Consider the following 21,242-nt stretch of genomic DNA (forward strand, 5'->3'; position numbering starts at 1 on the left):
TTTCTGGTGCGTACCGGGCTGAGAGGCGGTGTAAGTGAACTGTAGTTGCCATGTTTTACGGCAATGAGAGCAGAGATAGCGCTGATGTCCGGCAGTGCTTTTGCCGTTACGCACCACGCCTTCAGTAGCGGAGCAGGAAGGACATCTGATGGAAATGGAAGCCACGCAAGCACCTTAAAATCACCATCATACACTAAATCAGTAAGTTGGCAGCATTACCATTAATTGCTAAGGAATAACCCTGTTGTTATTTAGAATATATATTTGTCAGTTTTAGCAATTTAAACCCCATAATTAATGTGAATATATAAAATATTTTTAGCACAACGCTATGTTCACTGTCACCCGCTCAACAGATCACGGTTATCGTACGTTTTTTATACTGCTCAGGGATAAAAAAAGGCCCCTGTTGAAATTGCAGGGGCCTGGTACGAGCAAGCATCATATTGGGCGACATGATGCAACGGTAAAAATCATTTGGCCTGATGGCGTTCAATGATTCCTTTCATTTCAGCAACCGCCGCCCCGTCTACGACATAACGCGAATACTCGTCCGCGTGTGCATCTGATGACATGGACAATCCTTGATTACGATAACGCATCGGTGAAGCTTGCCACGCTCCCGCGGAGCTATGGACTTCCAGCACTCCGGCATCGAGGAAGTGGTGCAGGTTTTCTGCACGGACTCCTGCTCCGGCCATAATGATTGGAGCATCACGATGGGCAATAAGTTCCATAATTTTTGATAAACCTTGCAGTGCATCTGATTTTTGCCCTGATGTCAGCACCCGGGCGATGCCCAATTCCGCAAGATTACTGAGTGTATTTAAAAGGTTAGCGCACATATCGAAGGCGCGATGAAAAGTCACTGCCAGCGGACCGGCAGCAGCCATTATTTTTTCCATTCGTGGCATATCGACATTCCCGTCAACATCGAGCACGCCCGTCACCAGTCCAGGAAAACCTAATTCGCGGACTGTGCGCACATCCTCAAGAATGGCGGCAAACTCACCGTCGCTGTAGCAAAAATCACCACCGCGTGGGCGGATAATCGGATGCACAGGGATCGTCACCCACTGGCGCACGGATTTCAGTACACCCAACGACGGCGTTAAGCCCCCCTCTTTTGGGGCTGCGCATAATTCAACTCTGTCTGCGCCGTTTTGCTGCGCCGTTAGTGCACATTCCATGCTGTAACAGCAAATTTCCAGTAATGCCATTTTTACTCCTTAATTACGCCGACTGCTCGCTGGCAACGATCTCTTCAATGGACCACGGATGAAACTTAATAGTTGTTTTGCCATCGGTGACCGCCAGCGTCGGATTCGGTAATCGCTCATACTCACCTTTTGGCGAACTGGTTTTCACTGAGATCCCCGGTAGGCTGAGTCCTTCATCAGAAAGCAATGCCAGCGCACGGGCATTCAGCGTTTCTGGATCACCCGGCAGAACGATTTCAATATGTTCCCAACCTTCGTGTGGGTAACGTTTTTCCCCGGGCCACGGTAGCTCCACAATGGAAAACTGCCAGTGCGCAACCTGTACCGGTTCATGCAATTTAAACAGACAAATCGGTCTGCCATTGATCATATTTTCTGACAAAAGCTCGCCACACTGTTCAAAACCGCGACGCCAGCGCTCAGCGGTGACGTTTTGATGGCAACGCAAAGAAATGTGATCGGCAGTCAGCGGAGTGATATCCAACCCCAGACGGCGGGAGAGTTCATCTAATGCGTGGGTAAATCGCGGTAAATCCGATGCAATATCCTGCAGCTCGTCGATAGATTGCCAGTTCGCCATAATCACTCTTCGTCTTTCAGTAAAAGCGTTAATTTACCCTGTTGCCCTGCGCCAACCAACCGCTGATTTCACGCCGCTTCTGATGCAATAGTGAAAACGGCAATACGCCACGCGCACGTTGCTGACGAAAACAGCCATTTGCAGTATACTCCCGCCCTAATTTCTTTAACTGGTGCGGGCAATTTTTGCTCGCTTCATCAATGTAAGGTATTCCGGTGAATATTCAGGCTCTTCTCTCAGAAAAAGTCCGTCAGGCCATGATTGCGGCAGGCGCGCCTGCGGATTGCGAACCGCAGGTTCGTCAGTCAGCAAAAGTTCAGTTCGGCGACTATCAGGCTAACGGCATGATGGCAGTTGCTAAAAAACTGGGTATGGCACCGCGACAATTAGCAGAGCAGGTGCTGACTCATCTGGATCTTAACGGTATCGCCAGCAAAGTTGAGATCGCCGGTCCAGGCTTTATCAACATTTTCCTTGATCCGGCATTCCTGGCTGAACATGTTCAGCAGGCGCTGGCGTCCGATCGTCTCGGTGTTTCTACGCCAGAAAAACAGACCATTGTGGTTGACTACTCTGCGCCAAACGTGGCGAAAGAGATGCATGTCGGTCACCTGCGCTCTACCATTATTGGTGACGCAGCAGTGCGTACTCTGGAGTTCCTCGGTCACAAAGTGATTCGCGCAAACCACGTCGGCGACTGGGGCACTCAGTTCGGTATGCTGATTGCATGGCTGGAAAAGCAGCAGCAGGAAAACGCCGGTGAAATGGAGCTGGCTGACCTTGAAGGTTTCTACCGCGATGCGAAAAAGCATTACGACGAAGATGAAGAGTTTGCCGAGCGTGCACGTAACTACGTGGTAAAACTGCAAAGCGGTGACGAATATTTCCGCGAGATGTGGCGCAAACTGGTCGACATCACCATGACGCAGAACCAGATCACCTACGATCGTCTCAACGTGACGCTGACCCGTGATGACGTGATGGGCGAAAGCCTCTACAACCCAATGCTGCCAGGAATTGTGGCGGATCTCAAAGCCAAAGGTCTGGCAGTAGAAAGCGAAGGGGCGACCGTCGTATTCCTTGATGAGTTTAAAAACAAGGAAGGCGAACCGATGGGCGTGATCATTCAGAAGAAAGATGGCGGCTATCTCTACACCACCACTGATATCGCCTGTGCGAAATATCGTTATGAAACACTGCATGCCGATCGCGTGCTGTATTACATCGACTCCCGTCAGCATCAACACCTGATGCAGGCATGGGCGATCGTCCGTAAAGCAGGCTATGTACCGGAATCCGTACCGCTGGAACACCACATGTTCGGCATGATGCTGGGTAAAGACGGCAAACCGTTCAAAACCGCGCGGGTGGTACAGTGAAACTGGCCGATCTGCTGGATGAAGCCCTGGAACGTGCACGCCGTCTGGTGGCAGAAAAGAACCCGGATATGCCAGCTGACGAGCTGGAAAAACTGGCTAACGCGGTTGGTATTGGTGCGGTGAAATATGCGGATCTCTCCAAAAACCGCACCACGGACTACATCTTCGACTGGGACAACATGCTGGCGTTTGAGGGTAATACCGCGCCATACATGCAGTATGCTTACACGCGTGTATTGTCCGTGTTCCGTAAGGCAGAAATTAACGAAGAGCAACTGGCTGCAGCTCCGGTAATCATCCGTGAAGATCGTGAAGCGCAACTGGCAGCTCGCCTGCTGCAGTTTGAAGAAACCCTCACCGTGGTTGCCCGTGAAGGCACGCCGCATGTAATGTGTGCTTACCTGTACGATCTGGCTGGTCTGTTCTCTGGCTTCTACGAGCACTGCCCGATCCTCAGCGCAGAAAACGAAGAAGTGCGTAACAGCCGTCTGAAACTGGCACAACTGACAGCGAAGACGCTAAAGCTGGGTCTGGATACGCTGGGTATTGAGACAGTAGAGCGTATGTAATCGATTTTTCGTGAGAGTAAAGCCTGATCAGGGTTACCTGATCAGGCTTTTTTATTGCCATCTAAATGTATTCTGAAAATGGACATGCCATTGTTTTCTGACTGTTGGATAAGAGGCCAGAAGCGTAATATCCGGCCCCAGGGAAACGATAACGGTTGAATTTAAGGAATACCGCAGTGTTTAAATTTCTTGTATTAACATTAGGCATTATCTCTTGCCAGGCTTACGCAGAAGATACGGTTATAGTAAACGACCATGACATTTCAGCCATCAAAGATTGTTGGCAAAAAAATTCAGATGATGATACTGACATTAACGTGATCAAATCATGCCTGCGACAAGAATACAATCTCGTCGATGCGCAATTAAATAAAGCCTATGGTGAAGCTTATCGTTATATAGAACAAGTGCCACGCACAGGTGTAAAAAAACCTGATACCGAACAACTTAACTTGCTTAAAAAATCACAGCGAGCCTGGCTGGATTTTAGGGACAAAGAATGTGAATTAATCCTTTCAAATGAGGACGTTCAGGATTTAAGTGACCCTTATTCTGAATCAGAATGGCTCTCATGTATGATCATACAGACCAATACGCGAACTCGCCAGTTGCAGCTATACCGTAACTCTGAAGATTTTTATCCAAGCCCTTTGACAAGAGGATAATTCACATCTTTTTGGCATGTTTTGTTGCAAGCTATTCCTGATAAATAATTGCAACAAGACATCGAGCCTTTTTCACTGAGTTATTAAACATACTCGCGAGCGCGTAATTTTTTTGTCCTTCAGCGATAATTCACAATCACTTCATTACGTTGTACCTTTAGCGGTGGAATTAACCGCCCACCGCCTGGCACTTCCCAGATAAATCGCAACGGTTCTGCTGCCGCTATACCGGAAAAGGCCACGGTGGTTCCGCTCTGCCCCTCTAATTCGACACAACGAGATTGCGAACACAAGCGAACCCGCAGTCCTGAAGGTGTCGGGCCGATAAGCTGATAACGCCACGCTACCAGCGTCATCAATCCTGAAGCAGGTTGTCGCGTAGAAAGAGGCGCAGACGACATCGACTCACCGCGATGATTTAGCGTAATTCCTACACTACTTGCCTGCCACATCCCCTCCCCGGCGGCTTGCACCAGCAGCGGAAACAATAATATTGCTAATAAGGTTCTCATTATTTGCCGCCAATTGTCGCCGTCATGCGGATATGTCGGTTATCAGACAGTTCCAGATTCGACAGGACCACTAACTGCGGCAAGCTGCGGCGCAGGAAGCGAGACAATAATGGTCGCAGCGCGTGGTTCACCAACAATACTGGCGGCGCACCCAGCATCTCCTGACGGGATAGCGCTTCCTGAGTTTGCGCCAGTAAACGATCCGCCAGCCCTGGCTCCAGTCCTCCCCCGCCCTGCAGCGCCTGTAGTAACAAACGTTCCAGCGGTGTATCGAGGCCAATAACATGGACTTCATCTTTGCCAGGAAACCACTGCTGGGTAATCGCCCGTCCCAACGCCACGCGCACGACGGCGGTTAATTCATGTGGATCGCTTTGGATGGGCGCATGTTCCGCCAGCGTTTCGAGAATGGTGCGCATATCGCGAATCGGTACTTTTTCATCGAGGAGATTTTGCAGCACTTTATGCAGTGTGGTGAGCGTGACGACGCCAGGAACGAGATCTTCCGTCAGCTTTGGCATCTCCTGGGCGACGCGATCCAACAGCTGTTGCGCCTCCTGACGACCAAACAGCTCTGCGGCATGCTGGCTAATGAGGTGGTTAAGATGCGTTGCTACCACCGTGCTGGCCTCAACCACTGTGTACCCCTGAATCTGCGCCTGTTCTTTTAGCGCACTTTCAATCCAGATAGCATTCAGGCCAAATGCCGGATCGACGGTCGCCTCACCAGGTAACGTCCCGGCAGCGGTTCCAGGGTTAATCGCCAACCAGCGCCCCGGATAAGCATCACCACTGCCAATCTCCACGCCTTTCATCAAAATGCGATAGCGGGCAGGTTGCAGATCCATATTGTCGCGAATGTGCACCACTGGCGGCAGAAATCCCATCTCCTGGGCAAATTTCTTGCGGATACTGCGTATACGGCCCAACAACTCACCATCCTGCTGGAAATCGACCATCGGGATCAGTCGATAACCCACTTCCATTCCCAGAGAATCTTCCAGTTGTACATCGTTCCACGTCGCTTCGACAACGGTATTATTCTCTGCCATTTTTACCGGTTTGGGTTCGGCAGGCGCTTTTTATTCGCGTCCGCGTATCCACCAGGCCAGCCCCAGCAATCCGGCAGTGAACAGCAAAAATACCAGGTTCGGCATTCCAGGCACCAAGCCGAGTAAACCGAGCACGGCGGCGCTTAACAACATAACGCTTGGGTTACTGAAAAGCTGATTCACCATCTGCTCGCCAACATCCTGATCGGTGCTGACACGCGTAACGATGACCCCCGCGGCGGTAGAAATCACCAGCGCCGGAATTTGTGCCACCAGACCGTCGCCAATGGTCAATAGCGTATAACTTTCCGCCGCGTGTCCCATGCTCATGCCATGTTGCAGCACGCCGACCAGCAACCCGCCGACAACGTTAATGACCATGATGAGGATCCCGGCGATGGCATCGCCGCGAACAAACTTACTTGCCCCGTCCATTGAGCCGTAAAAATCGGCTTCCTGAGTCACTTCGGAGCGGCGTTTTTTCGCCTCATCTTCACCAATCAATCCAGCGTTAAGGTCGGCGTCAATCGCCATCTGCTTACCCGGCATACCATCGAGAACAAAGCGCGCACCCACTTCTGCGATACGCCCGGCACCTTTGGTAATGACCATAAAGTTGATGATCACGAGAATGACAAACACCACGATACCTATAGCGAAATTGCCACCAACGAGGAAGTGACCGAACGCTTCGACCACCTTCCCTGCCGCCGCCGCGCCGGTATGCCCTTCCATCAAAATGATACGGGTTGAAGCCACGTTAAGTGCCAGACGCAACAACGTAGTAAACAACAGAATGGTCGGAAACGCAGCAAACTCAAGCGTGCGCTGGGTAAACATCGCCACCAGCAACACCATGATCGACAAGGCAATATTGAAGGTAAACAACAGGTCGAGTATGAATGCGGGCAGTGGCAGCACCATCATCGACAAGATCAACAGGATCAAAATCGGTCCGGCAAGGATCTGCCATTGTGTCGATTTCAGGTTTGCGGGCAGGCGCAGCATCGCGGCCAGATTACTCATGGGTCGGTTTCTCGTTAATAAAATCCAGGGCTTCCGGCACCGGAAGATGAGTAGGTTGTACAGGGCGCTGTCCACCAGCCAGACGCCAGCGTTTCAGTTGCCAGATCCAGGCCAGCACTTCCGCCACCGCGGCGTACAGTTGACCCGGGATTTGTTGACCAATCTCCGCATGTCGATACAGCGCTCGCGCCAGCGGCGGCGCTTCAAGCGTCGGGACGTTATTTTCAGCGCCAATTTCACGAATGCGCAGCGCGACCAGCCCTGCACCTTTAGCGACCACTTTCGGTGCGCTCATTTTGTTTTCGTCATACTGCAACGCTACCGAATAGTGGGTCGGGTTATTGACAATGACATCCGCTTTCGGCACATCGGCCATCATCCGACGCCGTGCGGCAGCTCGCTGCATCTGACGGATCCGTCCTTTAACATGGGGGTCGCCTTCGCTTTGTTTGAACTCATCACGAATATCCTGCCGCGACATTCGCAGCTTTTTCAGGTGGCTGAAGATTTGGAAAAAGACGTCAAATCCCACCATTGGAATGACACCAAGCACCACCAGCAGTGCGCATAGCCCTACCAAATCCATCGCATTACCCATGGCGGTAATCGGAGACTCGGCCAGTAAGCGCATCATCTGCGGCCAGTGATGCCAGAGAAAAAACCCCGTCACGCTGCCAACCAGGATGGTTTTCAAAATTGCTTTAAGCAACTCCGCGCCAGTCTGTGCCGAGAACATCCGTTTAATGCCCGGTAGCGGGTTGAGTTTGGAAAACTTCGGCTGCAAGGATTTTCCGCTAAATACCAGCCCCCCCAGCATGACCGGAGAAATGAGCGCTACCAGCACCACGCCGCTAATCAGCGGTAGCAGCGCCAGCATGGCTTCTCTGATCAGCAGAATAATCTGCCTGAGGATCAGATTCGGGTCTTTGATAATACTGTGATCAAAATGCAGCCCAGCGGAGAGCATGCCCGACAATCGACGGGCCAGCGACACACCGCCGAACCAGATAACACACACGCCCACCAGCAAAATCAGCAGTGAGGTCAGTTCACGGGAACGCGGGATTTAGGGCTTTTGCTGCCACACATCAAGCATAGTGTGCGTTTGTCGGATGCGGCGTCATCGCCTTATCAGACCGCCTGATATGACGTGGTCACGCCACATCAGGCAATACAAATCAAAATCCAAGACTATCCAACAAATCGTCCACCTGATCCTGACTGGCTACCACACCGGCTTTGCTGGTATCGACCTGAGGTCCATTAAGCAAACTCTGGTTTTCACGTTTTGGACGCGACTCCTGTTCCGGGATGTTTTCCAACAGCACCATCAGCAACTGGCGTTCGATCTCCTGAATGACATCCATCATCCGCTTAATAACCTGCCCGGTGAGATCCTGAAAATCCTGCGCCATCATGATTTCCAGCAGTTGCGCGTTAGTAAAGCTGGTATGCGCGGGTACATCTGCCAGAAATTGTCGTGTATCTGTTACCAGTTCACGGGCGTCGGCAAGGTCAATCGGATCGGCAAACCAGTCATCCCAACGTTGGGTTAACGCTTTTGCTGATTTCTCCATTTGATCCTGATGCGGTTGTGACGCCTCAACACTGTTCAGCGCCCGCTCCGCAGCCTGGGCGGTCATCTGCACAACATAGTACAAACGATCGCGCGCATCGGGGATGGCTTCCGCCGCTTCGGCAATGGCCTGATCCAGCCCCAGTTCCCGCAAACTGTCGCGCAGCATACGCGTCAGGCTGCCGATGCGCGCAATTATATCGCCAGCTGAATGCTCGTCAGCAGGTTTGATTGATGGTTGCATCATAGTCGCATCCTCACATGTCCAGTTTATCAAAGATTTTGTTGAGTTTTTCCTCCAGCGTCGCGGCGGTAAATGGCTTCACCACATAGCCACTGGCCCCCGCTTGCGCCGCAGCAATGATGTTCTCTTTCTTCGCTTCTGCAGTCACCATTAACACTGGCAATGCCGACATCGCGCCATCCGCACGAATTGTTTTCAGCAATTCCAGGCCATCCATATTGGGCATGTTCCAGTCGGAGATAACAAATCCATAACCGCCTGCCTGCAACTTATTGAGAGCGTCGACGCCATCTTCCGCTTCCTCAACATTATTGAATCCCAGCTCTTTCAGCAGGTTACGCACTATGCGTCGCATGGTGGAAAAGTCATCCACAACCAAAAATTTAAGTTCTTTATCCGCCATTTCACACTCCTGATTTAAATACGTATCGCCTGTCCGGCACTAATTTTTGCCAACATTTGCTGGCTTACCTGGCTAAGATCGACCACTTCGCAGACACCACCCATATTGATGGCCTCGCGCGGCATGCCGAACACCACGCAACTTGCTTCGTTTTGCGCAAGGGTCCATGCCCCCGCCTGACGCATCGCCAACATTCCCACCGCGCCGTCGTTGCCCATACCGGTCAGGATCACCCCAACCGCATTACGCCCCGCCTGTTTGGCGACAGAATGGAACAACACATCTACCGAAGGCCGATGACGGTTAACCGCCGGGCCGTCGTGAATTTTGATTTGATAATTTGCGCCACTACGCGCCAGTTCCATATGCCGATCGCCCGGCGCAATATAGGCATGCCCCGGCAAGACACGTTCTCCGTCTTCGGCTTCTTTAACCCCGATCTGGCAAAGCTTATTAAGTCTGTCGGCAAAAGAGCGGGTGAAACCGGGCGGCATATGTTGGGTAATTAACAATGCCGGGCTGGAAAGCGGCAACGGTTGCAGTACGTGACGAATTGCCTCAGTTCCACCCGTTGAAGCACCAATCGCAATCAGTTTTTCAGAACTCAACAACGGACCCGCCTTCAGCGTTGTCGGTGCTGACAATGGCTTATGTGCTGCAAGGCTCGCCTTTGCTGCCGTACGCACCTTTTCAGCAATCATTTCGCTATACGCCAGCATTCCTTCGCGAATACCCAGTTGCGGTTTGGTGACAAAATCTATTGCCCCCAGCTCCAGCGCGCGCAGCGTGACTTCTGATCCTTTGCTGGTCAAGGAAGAAACCATCACAACGGGCATTGGACGCAAACGCATTAATTTTTCGAGGAAATCCAGTCCGTCCATCCGCGGCATTTCAACATCCAGCGTCAGCACATCGGGATTGAATTTCTTAATCAAGTCACGCGCGACCAGCGGATCAGGCGCGGTCGCCACCATTTCCATGTCGCTATGGCTGTTGATGATTTCTGTCATGATCTGGCGCATCAGTGCCGAATCATCGACAGATAACACCCTGATTTTGCTCATCGTTAATCCTTACTTAGCGCATACACCGTCTGACCACGCAGCGTGAAGCGGCGCTCAAGGTGGCTAAAGTTTTCAGAGTGACCCGCAAACAGCAATCCGTCGGGTTTAAGGAGCGGAACAAAGCGGCGCAAAATCTCCTGCTGGGTATTTTGATCGAAGTAGATCATGACGTTACGACAGAAGATCGCATCAAACGGCCCCGGCACGGTGTACTGTTTCGCCAGTAGATTCAGCGGGGCAAAATCAACATAGTTCGCCAGCTCCTGACGCACGCGTACCAGCCCTTCATGCGGTCCCGTCCCTCGCATGAAATACCGTTGCAGTTGCTGCGGCGTCAGGTTTTTCAACTCTTCATGGCGATAAATACCGCTTCTGGCTTTTTCCAGCACTTCGGTGTCGATATCACTGGCAAACACTTTCCAGCGTCCGGGCGCGGTGCCCAATGTGTCAGCCAGCGTCATCGCAATGCTGTACGGCTCTTCGCCGGTTGAAGCCGCCGCGCTCCATACGCGATACTCGCCAGAACGGCGACGTGCGTGATCCGCGAGCAGAGGGAAATGATGTGCCTCACGGAAAAATGCCGTCAGATTCGTGGTCAGCGAATTGATAAACGCCTGCCACTCACCGCTGTGCTGATTAGATTCCAGCAAGTTCAGATAATGACCGAAATCCGTCAGTCCCAGCGAACGCAAACGACGAACCAGTCGGTTGTAAACCATGTCGCGTTTATGATCGGCCAGGACGATCCCGGCTCGTTGATAGATCAATTGACTTATCCGCCGAAAATGCGCGTCGGAAAGCGCCAGGCGCTCGGTCATCTGTAACAATAAAGACGTTTGCCCACAGGGCAGAGATGAAGTCATAGCGCCTTCTCAATCACTTCAGGATACCACTGGCGCAATTTGTAACTGCGCCGACTCATGTCGTGCTACTTCATGTTCTTCAAGGGTAAATACCGCCACACGCGACGAAAGATGGTCGGCCTGATTCGCCAGTTGTTCCGTTGCCACCGCTGCTTCTTCTACCAGCGAGGCGTTCTGCTGAGTCACCTGATCCATCTGGCTGACAGCCTGTGCAACCTGCTCAATCCCCCGCCGTTGTTCTTCCGACGCCGAAGCAATTTCTCCCATAATGTCGTTCACGCGGGTCACCGAACTGACAATATCGGTCATGGTCGCGGCGGCGTTATTCACCAGTTTCGAACCCTGCTGGACACGATTGACTGACTCTTCGATCAGCCCTTTGATCTCTTTTGCTGCCTGCGCGCTACGGCTGGCAAGATTGCGCACTTCACCTGCCACTACCGCAAAACCACGCCCCTGCTCTCCGGCGCGAGCCGCTTCCACTGCCGCATTCAGGGCCAGAATATTGGTCTGGAAAGCAATTCCGTCGATAACGCTGATAATGTCGCCAATTTTTTGCGAGCTGGTGGCGATCTCCTGCATGGTGTGAGTCATGGTACTGACCTGAACACCGCCCGCCTGCGCCGTTGTCGCGGCATTTTTTGCCAGTTCCGACGCCTGTCGTGCGTTATCGGCGTTTTGCCCTACCGTGGCGGTTAATTGCTCCATACTGGCGGCCGTTTGTGCCAGCGATGCCGCCTGCTGTTCGGTACGACTTGAGAGATCGTTATTGCCTGCGACAATCTCCGCGATCCCAATGTGCATCTCATGGCTTCCCTTACGCACATCACTCACCGTCCCACGCAAAGCCTGCTGCATGGTCTTCAGGCTGGCAAAAATGGCTACCAATAATGGCCAGTGGTTGAACAATCATCTTGCGCGTCCACCACAGCGCACTGCTGATGTAGATTGCCGCAACAATAATCATGCTGATAAACACCAGCGCCGAAATCTGATAGTTACGCTGACTTTGCGCACTGGCGGCTTCCAGCACATGGTTGATCTCCAGCTGCCAGGCCTCAAAGTTAACGTCAAACGCATTCTGTGATCCCTGCACCGGCGCAGTGAGGAAATCCGAAAGTTGATTACTTTCAAGCCAGGTCGCCTGATGTTCGAGATCGTTGTGCCAGCGGGCAAAACTTTTCTCCGTCTCTTTTTGCAATGCCCTGACGTGCTCGTTGCCCGCAGTCATCGCCATAAAACTTTTAAACAGCGTGGTGGATTGCGTCAGACTGGCGCGCGCGTCGTCATCAACGTTTTAATGTCATCCGCCGGATAGCTAAGTGCCGTCAGAGTGCCCGCTTTGTTCAGCGCGGTACTGGCCTGTAACATTATCGCCCGAGTTTGCGCTAATGCCGCACGTTGCTGATTGCTCTGCTCGACCTGATTCAGTCGTTGCAAATCGTCGCGAAATGCCCAAAAAGACATGCCGTTACTGCCAATCTGCAAGATCCCGCAGAGAATCAAAATTAAAAACAGCGTGGTCGAAATTCGAATACGATTAAACATCAACGCTCCCCATCAGGCGGCAATGACCGCGTTAGTAAATACTCGTCAAAATGTTTCCTAGTTTGGATCTTGTTCAGCAATTCGCAGTCGTGGCTGTGCCGGTGGTTGCTCACTGGCAGGACGGGATGGTGTTTGCGGTTTATTGGTGAGTGGGCTGGCTGCCAGACGGAACGCGGAAACCGCTTGCGTTAAACGACTCGCCTGTTCTTCCAGCGCAGCGGCGGCGGCAGCTGATTCCTGCACCAGCGATGCGTTCTGTTGCGTGACGCGATCCATTTCCGAAACCGCCAATGCGACTTGAACGATGCCACGGCTCTGTTCATCCGATGCCGATGCAATCTCGCCCATAATGTCAGTCACGCGAGTGACAGCATTGACGATATTGTTCATTGTTTCCCCGGCGCTTTCGACCAGCACCGAACCGGTATCAACGCGTGCGACGGAGTCTTCAATGAGGGCTTTGATCTCTTTTGCCGCCTGGACGCTGCGACTGGCAAGATTACGCACTTCACCCGCCACCACGGCAAAACCACGGCCCTGTTCACCCGCACGCGCGGCTTCAACCGCGGCATTCAGCGCGAGGATATTAGTCTGGAAGGCAATACCGTCGATAACGCTGATAATGTCGGCAATTTTCTTCGAACTATCGGCGATCTCATGCATCGTTTTCACTACGCCATCCACCACTTTGCCGCCGTGCTGGGCGGTGTCGGAGGCACTTTGCGCCAGTTGCGAGGCCTGGCGGGCGTTATCGGCGTTTTGCTTCACTGTCGCGGTGAGCTGCTCCATGCTGGCGGCAGTTTCTTCCAGCGCGGATGCCTGCTGTTCAGTACGGGAGGAAAGATCGGTGTTGCCCGCCGCAATTTCACGGGTACCGGCATAGATGGCATCTGAACCTTCGCGGACATGAGTGACGGTGTCAGTCAAAGAGCGTTGCATATGTGAAACGCTCTGCGCCAGGTCGCCCATTTCACTGCGCCCGTCAATGTTTTGCATTCCCTGGGTTGGCTGAGCGAAATAAGCTCCAGTATTGCCATAATCTAGATAATCAATCAGTTCAGTTAACGCTGTGTAATAGTTTTTATAGTTTTTATATTTTTCATCAATATTACGACTGGTAGCGACCATTTCAGGTAACGGTGCCATGCTTTTGAATTTTTTATAATGCGTCGCTGCCTGCGCCAATGTTTTCCTGGCGCTATCGAGCAATTCAACTTTGGCGTTACTTTGTTGATTGGAGGAATCCATCATCATCCGCACCGCTGAACGACTCAGGTTAATGCGCGTTTGCAGCATTAAATCCCAGGTTGACGTCAGCTCGCCCTGCTGTTCCCGCAATTGATTGGAAACCACAAAGCTCTTCTGGCTATGGTGAAGGGAAGAAAAAAACAGACTGCCGGAAATAAGCTGTAACAGTGCAAATACCCCCAACACCATTACCAACAGCGTGACTACGCGGATACGGTTAATCATAAGGCACCTTCCTGAAAACAAGTTGATCTCGTTATCGGCAAGAAGGGGGGAAACTTTATTGCTGATGCCACCCGCCGCGAAATTGAAATAAAAAACCCGATGCGCAGATCATCGGGTTCATTTCAATTGAGGAAATCGGGAGAATTACGCCACTTCTGACGCCGCACTATCTAACAGCGCCATCTCTTCGCTGTTCAGCAGTTTTTCGATGTTCACCAGAATCAACATCCGGTCGCCCAGTGCGCCCAGTCCAGTGAGATATTCTGTTGAAAGCGTCACGGCAAATTCCGGTGCCGGACGAATTTGCTCCGCCGTCAATGAAAGCACGTCTGAGACGCCGTCAACCACGATGCCGACCACCCGCTGTCCGAGATTCAGGACGATAACTACCGTGTTGTCGTTATAGTCCACATCCACTTGGCTGAACTTAATTCGTAAGTCAACAATCAGCACAATAACGCCTCGCAGATTCGTGACGCCTTTGATAAACGCTGGCGTGTTCGCAATCCGTGTTACCTGATCGTAGCCACAGATCTCCTGCTCTTTCAGGATATCAATACCGTACTCTTCATCACCAAGGGTAAATACCAGAAATTCCTGGCCTGACGGCTCGCTGGCCAGCTTTGTTACATTCGTCATACCGGTCATATTGTTACCTTTTTACTCATTCAGGCGGCGGTGTTCGCCATACGTTGTTCGCGGTTTATCGCCTGCAAGGCGGAGACATCAACAATCAGTGCCACGCTGCCGTCGCCAAGAATGGTCGCAGCAGAAATGCCGGGGACTTTGCGATAGTTACTTTCAAGGTTTTTAACCACAACCTGGTGCTGACCAATTAATTGATCCACCAGCAAGGCGTAGCGGCGACCGCCACTTTGTAAGATCACCACAATTCCCTGGGTGGCTTCGGTTTTCTCGCCCGCGACGTTGAACACTTTCCACAGTTCGACGATGGGCAGATATTCGCCCCGCACTTCCAGCACCCGCTCGCCGCCGGCCAGTGGATGCAGATCGGCTTCATGGGGTTGCAGTGATTCCATGACAGCATTCAGCGGCAGAATGAAAACTTCATCCGCAACGCGTACGGACATGCCGTCGAGGATGGCCAGCGTCAGCGGCAGTAAAATGCGGATCGTAGTGCCAGTACCCTGCTTCGACTGGATTTCGACATGACCGCCCATCTCCTGGATATTACGTTTAACGACGTCCATGCCGACGCCGCGCCCGGAGACGTCGGTGACCTGCTCTGCCGTGGAGAAGCCTGGTGCAAATATCAGCATCGCGACTTCGTCGTCGCTCATGTTTTCGCTGACAGTCAAACCTTGCGAGGCCGCTTTTGCCAGAATTCGCTCACGGTTTAGCCCCGCCCCATCGTCGGTCACTTCAATGCAAATGTTGCCGCCCTGATGTTCGGCAGACAGAATTAAATTTCCGACGCTGTTTTTACCTGCGGCGAGCCGTTTTTCTGGCAGTTCAATACCGTGATCGAGGCTATTGCGTACCAGGTGGGTCAGCGGGTCGATAATGCGTTCTATCAGGCTCTTGTCGAGCTCAGTGGAACTGCCCACCAGCGTCAGTTCTACCTGCTTGCCGAGTTTTCCCGCCAGATCACGCACCAGCCGGGGATAGCGACTAAAAACATATTCCATCGGCATCATGCGAATCGACATCACTGATTCCTGCAAATCACGGGCGTTACGTTGTAACTGCCCCATGCTGGTTATCAAATCACCATGATTAACCGGGTCCAGTTCGCTGGAACGCTGGGCAAGCATGGACTGGGTGATAACCAGCTCGCCGACGAGGTTAATTAATTGATCAACCTTTTCTACCGCTACACGGATGCTGGTGGATTTACTGCTGCGCGTCGTTTTTTCCCGCTCCACGCGGCCGGTTGGTGCTTGTTCGGCTGCCAGTTTAAGCACTGGTGGGGTGGATATTTTTGGCGAGACTTCTACTGTTTCAAAGGTAATCTGATCGGCTTCAATCACAAAACAGAGTACCGCTGTGATGTCATCTTCGGCGATGTCGCCCGGTAATATTGCCGAGAGCGAATCCGCCCCTTTCACCACGTCAGTTAATGTCGGTGTTGAGTTGCATCTCACCTCGTCTGGCTTCATCGAGCAGGTTTTCCATCAGATGCGTGGTTTCCTGCAAAACGCTGAAGCCAAAAGTTCCTGCCCCTCCTTTGATCGAGTGGGCAGCCCGAAAGATGGCATTCAATTGTTCGGCATCTGGCGCTTCCGGCTGCAAAACCAGCAGATGCTGCTCCATATCAGCCAACAGTTCGTCCGCTTCATCAAAAAATGTCTGATAAAAATCGCTTATATCCATGCTCACGCTGTCACCTCGGTTCGGCTGATGGCATTGTGGGAACACTGACCTGTGGTGCAACCTCAGGTTTTTCCAGGGCGCTTACTGGCTCATTCTGGCTTTCGGCGTTTTCATGCAAAATGGCCTGTTCGGCTTGTTTGTTCAGTACCAGCAGGCTGATGCGACGGTTGACGGCATCATCAGGTCCGCGATCGCTTAAGCGCATCGTTGCCGCCATGCCGACGACACGTAACACTTTGCCGCTATCCAACCCTCCGACCATCAGTTCGCGGCGGGATGCATTGGCCCGATCGGCAGAAAGCTCCCAGTTGCTGTAACCTTTCTCACCACTGGCGTAGGGGAAATCATCGGTATGACCTGAAAGGCTAATACGGTTGGGAATACCGTTCAGTACAGGCGCGATGGCACGCAGAATGTCGCGCATATAGGGTTCGACATCGGCACTGCCGGTTCTAAACATCGGGCGATTCTGGCTATCGATGATCTGAATACGTAGACCTTCCTGGACCAGATCGATTTTGAGATGGGGACGTAACGCCCGCAGTTTCGGATCGGACTCTATCAACTGGTCGAGATCACCCCGCAATTTCCGCAATCGACTTTGCTCCATGCGTTTTTTCAGCTCTTCGATGTTCGGCTGCTTATTCACTTCCCCCTGGCTTTGGGTGTAATCATCACCACCGCCGGGAATTGGGCTTTCACTATTAGAAATGCGATCGCCGCCCGTAACCGCAGTCGCCAGTGGAGTCCGGAAGTACTCCGCAATCTGAATCAGCTCTTTTGGGCTGGAGATGGAGATCAGCCACATCACCAGAAAAAAGGCCATCATCGCAGTCATAAAATCGGCATAAGCAATCTTCCACGATCCATGTGCTGCCCCGTGGCTTTTGGCTTTGCGTCGTTTGACGACAATAATCGGATGCGTTTGATTCTTCATGCTTCCTCGGTTGTCGTCTGTTGTTGCGGATTTTTCACCGCACGCACATGCTCTTCCAGTTCAATAAACGACGGACGTTCGCTGGAATAGAGCGTTTTGCGACCAAACTCAACGGCGATAGGCGGTGCGTAACCGTTCAGATTAGAAAGCAGAGTGACTTTGACGCACTGCATCATTTTGCTGGTTTCGGCGCTTTTCTGACGTAAAACACTCGCTAGTGGGGAAATAAATCCGTAAGCCAATAAAATACCGAGGAAAGTCCCCACCATCGCATGTGCGATAAGCGCCCCCAGCTCGGCGGCAGGACGATCGGCTGAACCTAACGCGTGAACGCCCCCCATTACAGCCGCAACAATACCAAACGCCGGAAGTGAGTCCCCGACCAGCGCCAGACTGTTCGCCGGGACTTCTGCCTCGCTTTCGTGCGTCTCAATCTCTTCATCCATCAGGGCTTCGATTTCGAAGGTGTTCATGTGACCGCTGATAATCAGGCGCAGACAATCGACGATAAAATCAAGCATGACGCTATCCGCGAGGATGCGTGGGTAGCTGGCGAAGATCTCGCTCTCACGGGGATTTTCAATATCACGTTCCAGCGAAAACATCCCCATCTGCCGCGATTTCGCCATCAACCGATAAAGCAGAGCCAGCAGATCCATATACATTGCTTTGGTGTATTTGGAGCGACGAAACAGCAACGGCAGCGCTTTCAGCGTGCCTTTAATCGCTTTGCCATTATTGCCGACGATAAACGACCCAATCCCTGCACCGGCAATAATCACCAGTTCAGCGGGTTGATAGAGTGCTCCAAGGCTTCCACCGGTCATCAAATAACCGCCGAAAACTGTACCGAGAACAACCAGGTAACCTAATAAGATAAGCACGACATCATCCTTCCACTGTTGACCATGACAGGACGTTCAGTCGTCAGGCGTTAACGCGCGATTGGGGCAAAAAAAAGCAGCGGTACGTCGTTACCGCTGCTGGAATGTTGCGCCACACCGTATCAGTTAAACAGCCTGTACTCTCTGTTCATCCAGCAGTTGTGGGATAATATCGGCAGGATTCTGGGAAAGTTTACGTCTTTTTACTGCCCGGGATGGCGGTTGACATAAGCTGCAGGCAAAGCTGCCAACAGGCTGGTGAGCGTGGGTAATAAAATTGCCGCCGCAGCAGTTGCAGCTGGAAAGTTGCAGTAATCCACTTTCAACAAACCGCACCAATGTCCAGGCACGGGTTAATGCCAGCAGTGGTCCTTCTTCTGCTTGTGGGCACTGTTCAAGGTATAAACGGTAGGCTTTGATCACCGCATCGACGCCATTACACAAACCTGTTTTCAGTAAAAACTGCCATGCATTACAGAACATCGAAGCATGAACGTTTTGTTCCTAGGTCATAAACCAGTCGGTTGAGAATGGCAGCATGCCTTTCGGCGGTGGGCTTCCGCGCAGTTCTTTATAAAGTTTTATCAGGCGTCCGCGACTTAACTGTGTTTCGCTTTCCAGCATCTGCAAACGAGCGCCCAGGGTGATCAATTCCATTGCCAGCTGAATATCCCGCGCTTCCTGAACAATGCTTTTTTCACTCATGATCAGGCCCTTTTGCAGCGCTTCTTCAGGCTGATTAACATCATTCAGCAAGCGTGTTGAGAGCATGATGCCGGTATGAATTTGCTGGAGATCGTTAACGCGGGAATCTTGCGTCAACTGAGTAATCGTCTGGTGGCTGTCAAAACGGAAGTGACAAACCAGTTGATTGGTTTCTGCCAGCTTAACCATTTGCGGAAGAGTCAGTGCCGCTAACGTTGTCGCCATTTCTTCATTTATGCCGAGACGAAACATAGCGGACGCTTTGTCCTGAACAATCAAACGCTGTGCAAGTAGTAAATATGACAAGTTGATGTCATAAATGTGTTTCAGCAACTCGGAGGTATGCATTATTCCCACCCAGAATAACCAACTTTATTTTTATGCGGTTTCACCGCACCCCGTGATGTCGCCGGGAAGCCCCGGTAAAAAATAATTAGCATTAGAATAGTTGCGATAAGCTGCAATAAGCAGAACCACCTTTTTGGTTTAATATGTCCTTACAAATAGAAATGGGTCTTTACACTTATCTAAGATTTTTCCTAAATCGACGCAACTGTACTCGTCACTACACGCACATACAACGGAGGGGGGCTGCGATTTTCAATAATGTGTGATGCAGATCACACAAAACACTCAATTACTTAACATAAATGCATAAGCCATACTTTTGTTTTGGGTGTATTTCAATCTGTTAAAAAGTTTTTCGCTACGCTAGCAAGCAAAAATGAAACTGGAATAATCGAAATGGGATGTTGCGCACAGTTAAAATAACTCACCGTAAATAATCATCTGCTATAAATAATCACTTTCATGCAATACCAGATAAGCTATTTTTAAACAGACACTTACCGCACAACAAACTAATTAAATACAAAGAAAGGCAACAATCAACTTAATGTTAATGAAATGTTTTACATATATTAACCACTTGTTTAATGCGGAGAATCAGTACACTATTTTCTTATAATTACATTTGAAATTATATGATCACATGGAGTGATTAATTAATTGTCTTTACTAATAATCAGGCTAATATTTACCTGTTTGACCGCGTTGGGATTGCGTCGTTTCTCCATTAGGAGTAAAGCTTTAATGTCACCTGAAGTTCACAGAATAAGGAACAGGTTATGAGCTATAGCAATATTCTTGTCGCTGTTGCGGTTACACCGGAAAGTCAGCAACTGCTGGCAAAAGCGGTATCTATCGCCAGGCCAGTAAAGGGACACATCAGTTTAATTACTCTCGCTTCCGACCCGGAAATGTACAATCAATTAGCCGCGCCGATGCTTGAAGATTTACGCAGCGTGATGCAAGAAGAAACGCAAAGCTTTCTTGATAAGTTAATTCAGGATGCGGGGTATCCCGTTGACAAGACGTTTATTGCCTACGGTGAGTTAAGCGAACATATTCTGGAAGTATGTCACAAACATCATTTCGATTTGGTGATTTGCGGTAATCACAATCACAGTTTCTTTTCGCGAGCATCCTGCTCGGCGAAAAGAGTGATTGCCTCAAGTGAGGTCGATGTGCTGTTAGTTCCACTTACGGGTGATTAACCGCTCCTACGCAAGCTTTGGAAAGGTAGCAACTTTATCGCGCTGCTGGCTTTCCGCGCTTCGCGGAACTATCTGCTTTAGGTCGCTAATGAAGCACTCCTGCCAGTGGTTAATATCGTTTTTCACGATAACGTCCAGCATTTCTGCATGACGGGAAATACGTTCCGCCAGCGACATAGTCAATGCACGATCCAGCGCAGCTGCAACTTCGTCACGATCGTAGGGGTTAACAATTAACGCCGACGTTAACTCGTTTGCCGCTCCCGCAAATTGCGAAAGAACAAGAACGCCCGGGTTGGCTGGGTCCTGAGCAGCAACATACTCTTTTGCTACCAGGTTCATCCCGTCACGCAGTGGCGTCACTAAGCCCACGTCAGAGTAGCGGAATATTTTCATCAGTAATTTACGGTCAAAATGCTGATTCAAATAATAAAGCGGCGTCCAGCCTAATTGCCCGTATTTACCATTAATTCGTCCAGCTTCATTTTCGAGCTGATGACGAATATCCTGATAGGCTTGCACATCACCACGCGACGTTGGTGCAATCTGGGTATGAAGTGGTCAACAAAAACTGGCCACCGAGTTAGAGTTTTTCCAGTATCGATTTTCCGATTCGTTTGGGGGTAACCCACCGTTATATTCGTGCGGTCTT

General features: G+C 51.1%; 15 protein-coding genes and 8 pseudogenes. 3 read left to right on the top strand and 20 right to left on the bottom strand.

The window, feature by feature from the left end; translation table 11 throughout:
- The 3 genes from BGK49_RS28305 to BGK49_RS20175 all read right to left on the bottom strand — a co-directional run.
- The coding region (locus tag BGK49_RS28305) for an IS1 family transposase (RefSeq protein ID WP_047664789.1) at positions 1-165 on the bottom strand (165 nt) is incomplete at its 3' end.
- A gap of 308 nt (positions 166-473) precedes the next feature.
- On the bottom strand, positions 474-1,220 hold the full coding sequence (gene cutC / locus BGK49_RS20170; protein WP_001185757.1) for a copper homeostasis protein CutC: 747 nt from the start codon (positions 1,218-1,220) through the stop codon (positions 474-476).
- A 13-nt stretch (positions 1,221-1,233) separates the two neighbouring features.
- Entirely contained in the window at positions 1,234-1,800 is a 567-nt protein-coding gene (locus BGK49_RS20175; RefSeq protein WP_004982864.1) for a VOC family protein, read from the bottom strand.
- 215 nt (positions 1,801-2,015) lie between these two features.
- On the opposite strand from BGK49_RS20175, the pseudogene argS reads away from it, so the two are divergent.
- Positions 2,016-3,748 (top strand): annotated as a pseudogene (gene argS, locus BGK49_RS20180) (arginine--tRNA ligase).
- Positions 3,749-3,789: 41 nt separating this feature from the next.
- Here argS and yecV read toward each other — a convergent pair.
- Positions 3,790-3,834: a protein YecV gene (gene yecV, locus BGK49_RS31285; protein ID WP_211180499.1), complete on the bottom strand. Its 45-nt coding sequence runs from the start codon at positions 3,832-3,834 to the stop codon at positions 3,790-3,792.
- 90 nt (positions 3,835-3,924) lie between these two features.
- On the opposite strand from yecV, the gene BGK49_RS20185 reads away from it, so the two are divergent.
- Complete coding sequence (locus BGK49_RS20185) at positions 3,925-4,413, top strand: lysozyme inhibitor LprI family protein (RefSeq protein ID WP_001297434.1); 489 nt, start codon at positions 3,925-3,927, stop codon at positions 4,411-4,413.
- A 119-nt stretch (positions 4,414-4,532) separates the two neighbouring features.
- Here the strand turns inward: BGK49_RS20185 and flhE are convergent, their stop codons facing one another.
- The 15 genes and pseudogenes from flhE to flhD form a co-directional block, all read right to left on the bottom strand.
- Positions 4,533-4,925, bottom strand: a complete 393-nt coding sequence (gene flhE / locus BGK49_RS20190; RefSeq protein WP_001259583.1) for a flagellar protein FlhE — start codon at positions 4,923-4,925, stop codon at positions 4,533-4,535.
- A pseudogene (gene flhA / locus BGK49_RS20195) lies at positions 4,925-7,003 on the bottom strand (flagellar biosynthesis protein FlhA). The gene flhE and the pseudogene flhA overlap by 1 nt, the downstream one beginning before the upstream one ends.
- Positions 6,996-8,069, bottom strand: a pseudogene (flhB, locus tag BGK49_RS20200) (flagellar biosynthesis protein FlhB); the annotation flags it as partial. The pseudogenes flhB and flhA, both read right to left, overlap by 8 nt.
- A gap of 112 nt (positions 8,070-8,181) precedes the next feature.
- The gene (gene cheZ / locus BGK49_RS20205) at positions 8,182-8,826 is read right to left on the bottom strand and encodes a protein phosphatase CheZ (RefSeq protein WP_000983609.1); all 645 of its coding nucleotides are present in this window, start codon (positions 8,824-8,826) and stop codon (positions 8,182-8,184) included.
- 10 nt (positions 8,827-8,836) lie between these two features.
- Positions 8,837-9,226 carry a chemotaxis response regulator CheY gene (gene cheY, locus BGK49_RS20210; protein WP_000763866.1) on the bottom strand — a complete coding sequence of 130 codons (390 nt, stop codon included), beginning with the start codon at positions 9,224-9,226 and terminating at the stop codon, positions 8,837-8,839.
- A gap of 14 nt (positions 9,227-9,240) precedes the next feature.
- Positions 9,241-10,290, bottom strand: a complete 1,050-nt coding sequence (cheB, locus tag BGK49_RS20215; RefSeq protein WP_000036408.1) for a protein-glutamate methylesterase/protein glutamine deamidase — start codon at positions 10,288-10,290, stop codon at positions 9,241-9,243.
- Between the two features lie 2 nt (positions 10,291-10,292).
- Positions 10,293-11,153 carry a protein-glutamate O-methyltransferase CheR gene (gene cheR / locus BGK49_RS20220; protein WP_000204335.1) on the bottom strand — a complete coding sequence of 287 codons (861 nt, stop codon included), beginning with the start codon at positions 11,151-11,153 and terminating at the stop codon, positions 10,293-10,295.
- Between the two features lie 18 nt (positions 11,154-11,171).
- Positions 11,172-12,701 (bottom strand): annotated as a pseudogene (locus BGK49_RS20225) (methyl-accepting chemotaxis protein).
- Positions 12,702-12,758: 57 nt separating this feature from the next.
- Complete coding sequence (locus tag BGK49_RS20230) at positions 12,759-14,174, bottom strand: methyl-accepting chemotaxis protein (protein WP_000610395.1); 1,416 nt, start codon at positions 14,172-14,174, stop codon at positions 12,759-12,761.
- 144 nt (positions 14,175-14,318) lie between these two features.
- Positions 14,319-14,822, bottom strand: coding sequence for a chemotaxis protein CheW (gene cheW, locus BGK49_RS20235; protein WP_000147298.1), 504 nt, complete (start codon positions 14,820-14,822; stop codon positions 14,319-14,321).
- 20 nt (positions 14,823-14,842) lie between these two features.
- A pseudogene (gene cheA, locus BGK49_RS20240) lies at positions 14,843-16,514 on the bottom strand (chemotaxis protein CheA).
- 4 nt (positions 16,515-16,518) lie between these two features.
- Positions 16,519-17,445, bottom strand: coding sequence for a flagellar motor protein MotB (motB, locus tag BGK49_RS20245; RefSeq protein ID WP_000795952.1), 927 nt, complete (start codon positions 17,443-17,445; stop codon positions 16,519-16,521).
- Positions 17,442-18,329 (bottom strand): flagellar motor stator protein MotA, encoded by an 888-nt coding sequence (gene motA / locus BGK49_RS20250; RefSeq protein ID WP_046891733.1) that lies wholly within the window; start codon positions 18,327-18,329, stop codon positions 17,442-17,444. Before motA ends, motB begins: the two co-directional genes overlap by 4 nt.
- 126 nt (positions 18,330-18,455) lie before the next feature.
- Positions 18,456-19,034, bottom strand: a pseudogene (flhC, locus tag BGK49_RS29890) (flagellar transcriptional regulator FlhC).
- A 9-nt stretch (positions 19,035-19,043) separates the two neighbouring features.
- Positions 19,044-19,382, bottom strand: a pseudogene (gene flhD, locus BGK49_RS29895) (flagellar transcriptional regulator FlhD); the annotation flags it as partial.
- Positions 19,383-20,161: 779 nt separating this feature from the next.
- Here flhD and uspC point away from each other — a divergent pair.
- The gene (gene uspC, locus BGK49_RS20265) at positions 20,162-20,590 is read left to right on the top strand and encodes a universal stress protein UspC (protein WP_000122426.1); all 429 of its coding nucleotides are present in this window, start codon (positions 20,162-20,164) and stop codon (positions 20,588-20,590) included.
- A 6-nt stretch (positions 20,591-20,596) separates the two neighbouring features.
- Here uspC and BGK49_RS20270 read toward each other — a convergent pair.
- Positions 20,597-21,145, bottom strand: a pseudogene (locus BGK49_RS20270) (trehalose-6-phosphate synthase); the annotation flags it as partial.
- Between the last annotated feature and the right edge of the window lie 97 nt (positions 21,146-21,242).

It is taken from the genome of Shigella sp. FC1544, from assembly GCF_001722145.1.
GTDB classification, from domain to species: domain Bacteria; phylum Pseudomonadota; class Gammaproteobacteria; order Enterobacterales; family Enterobacteriaceae; genus Escherichia; species Escherichia coli.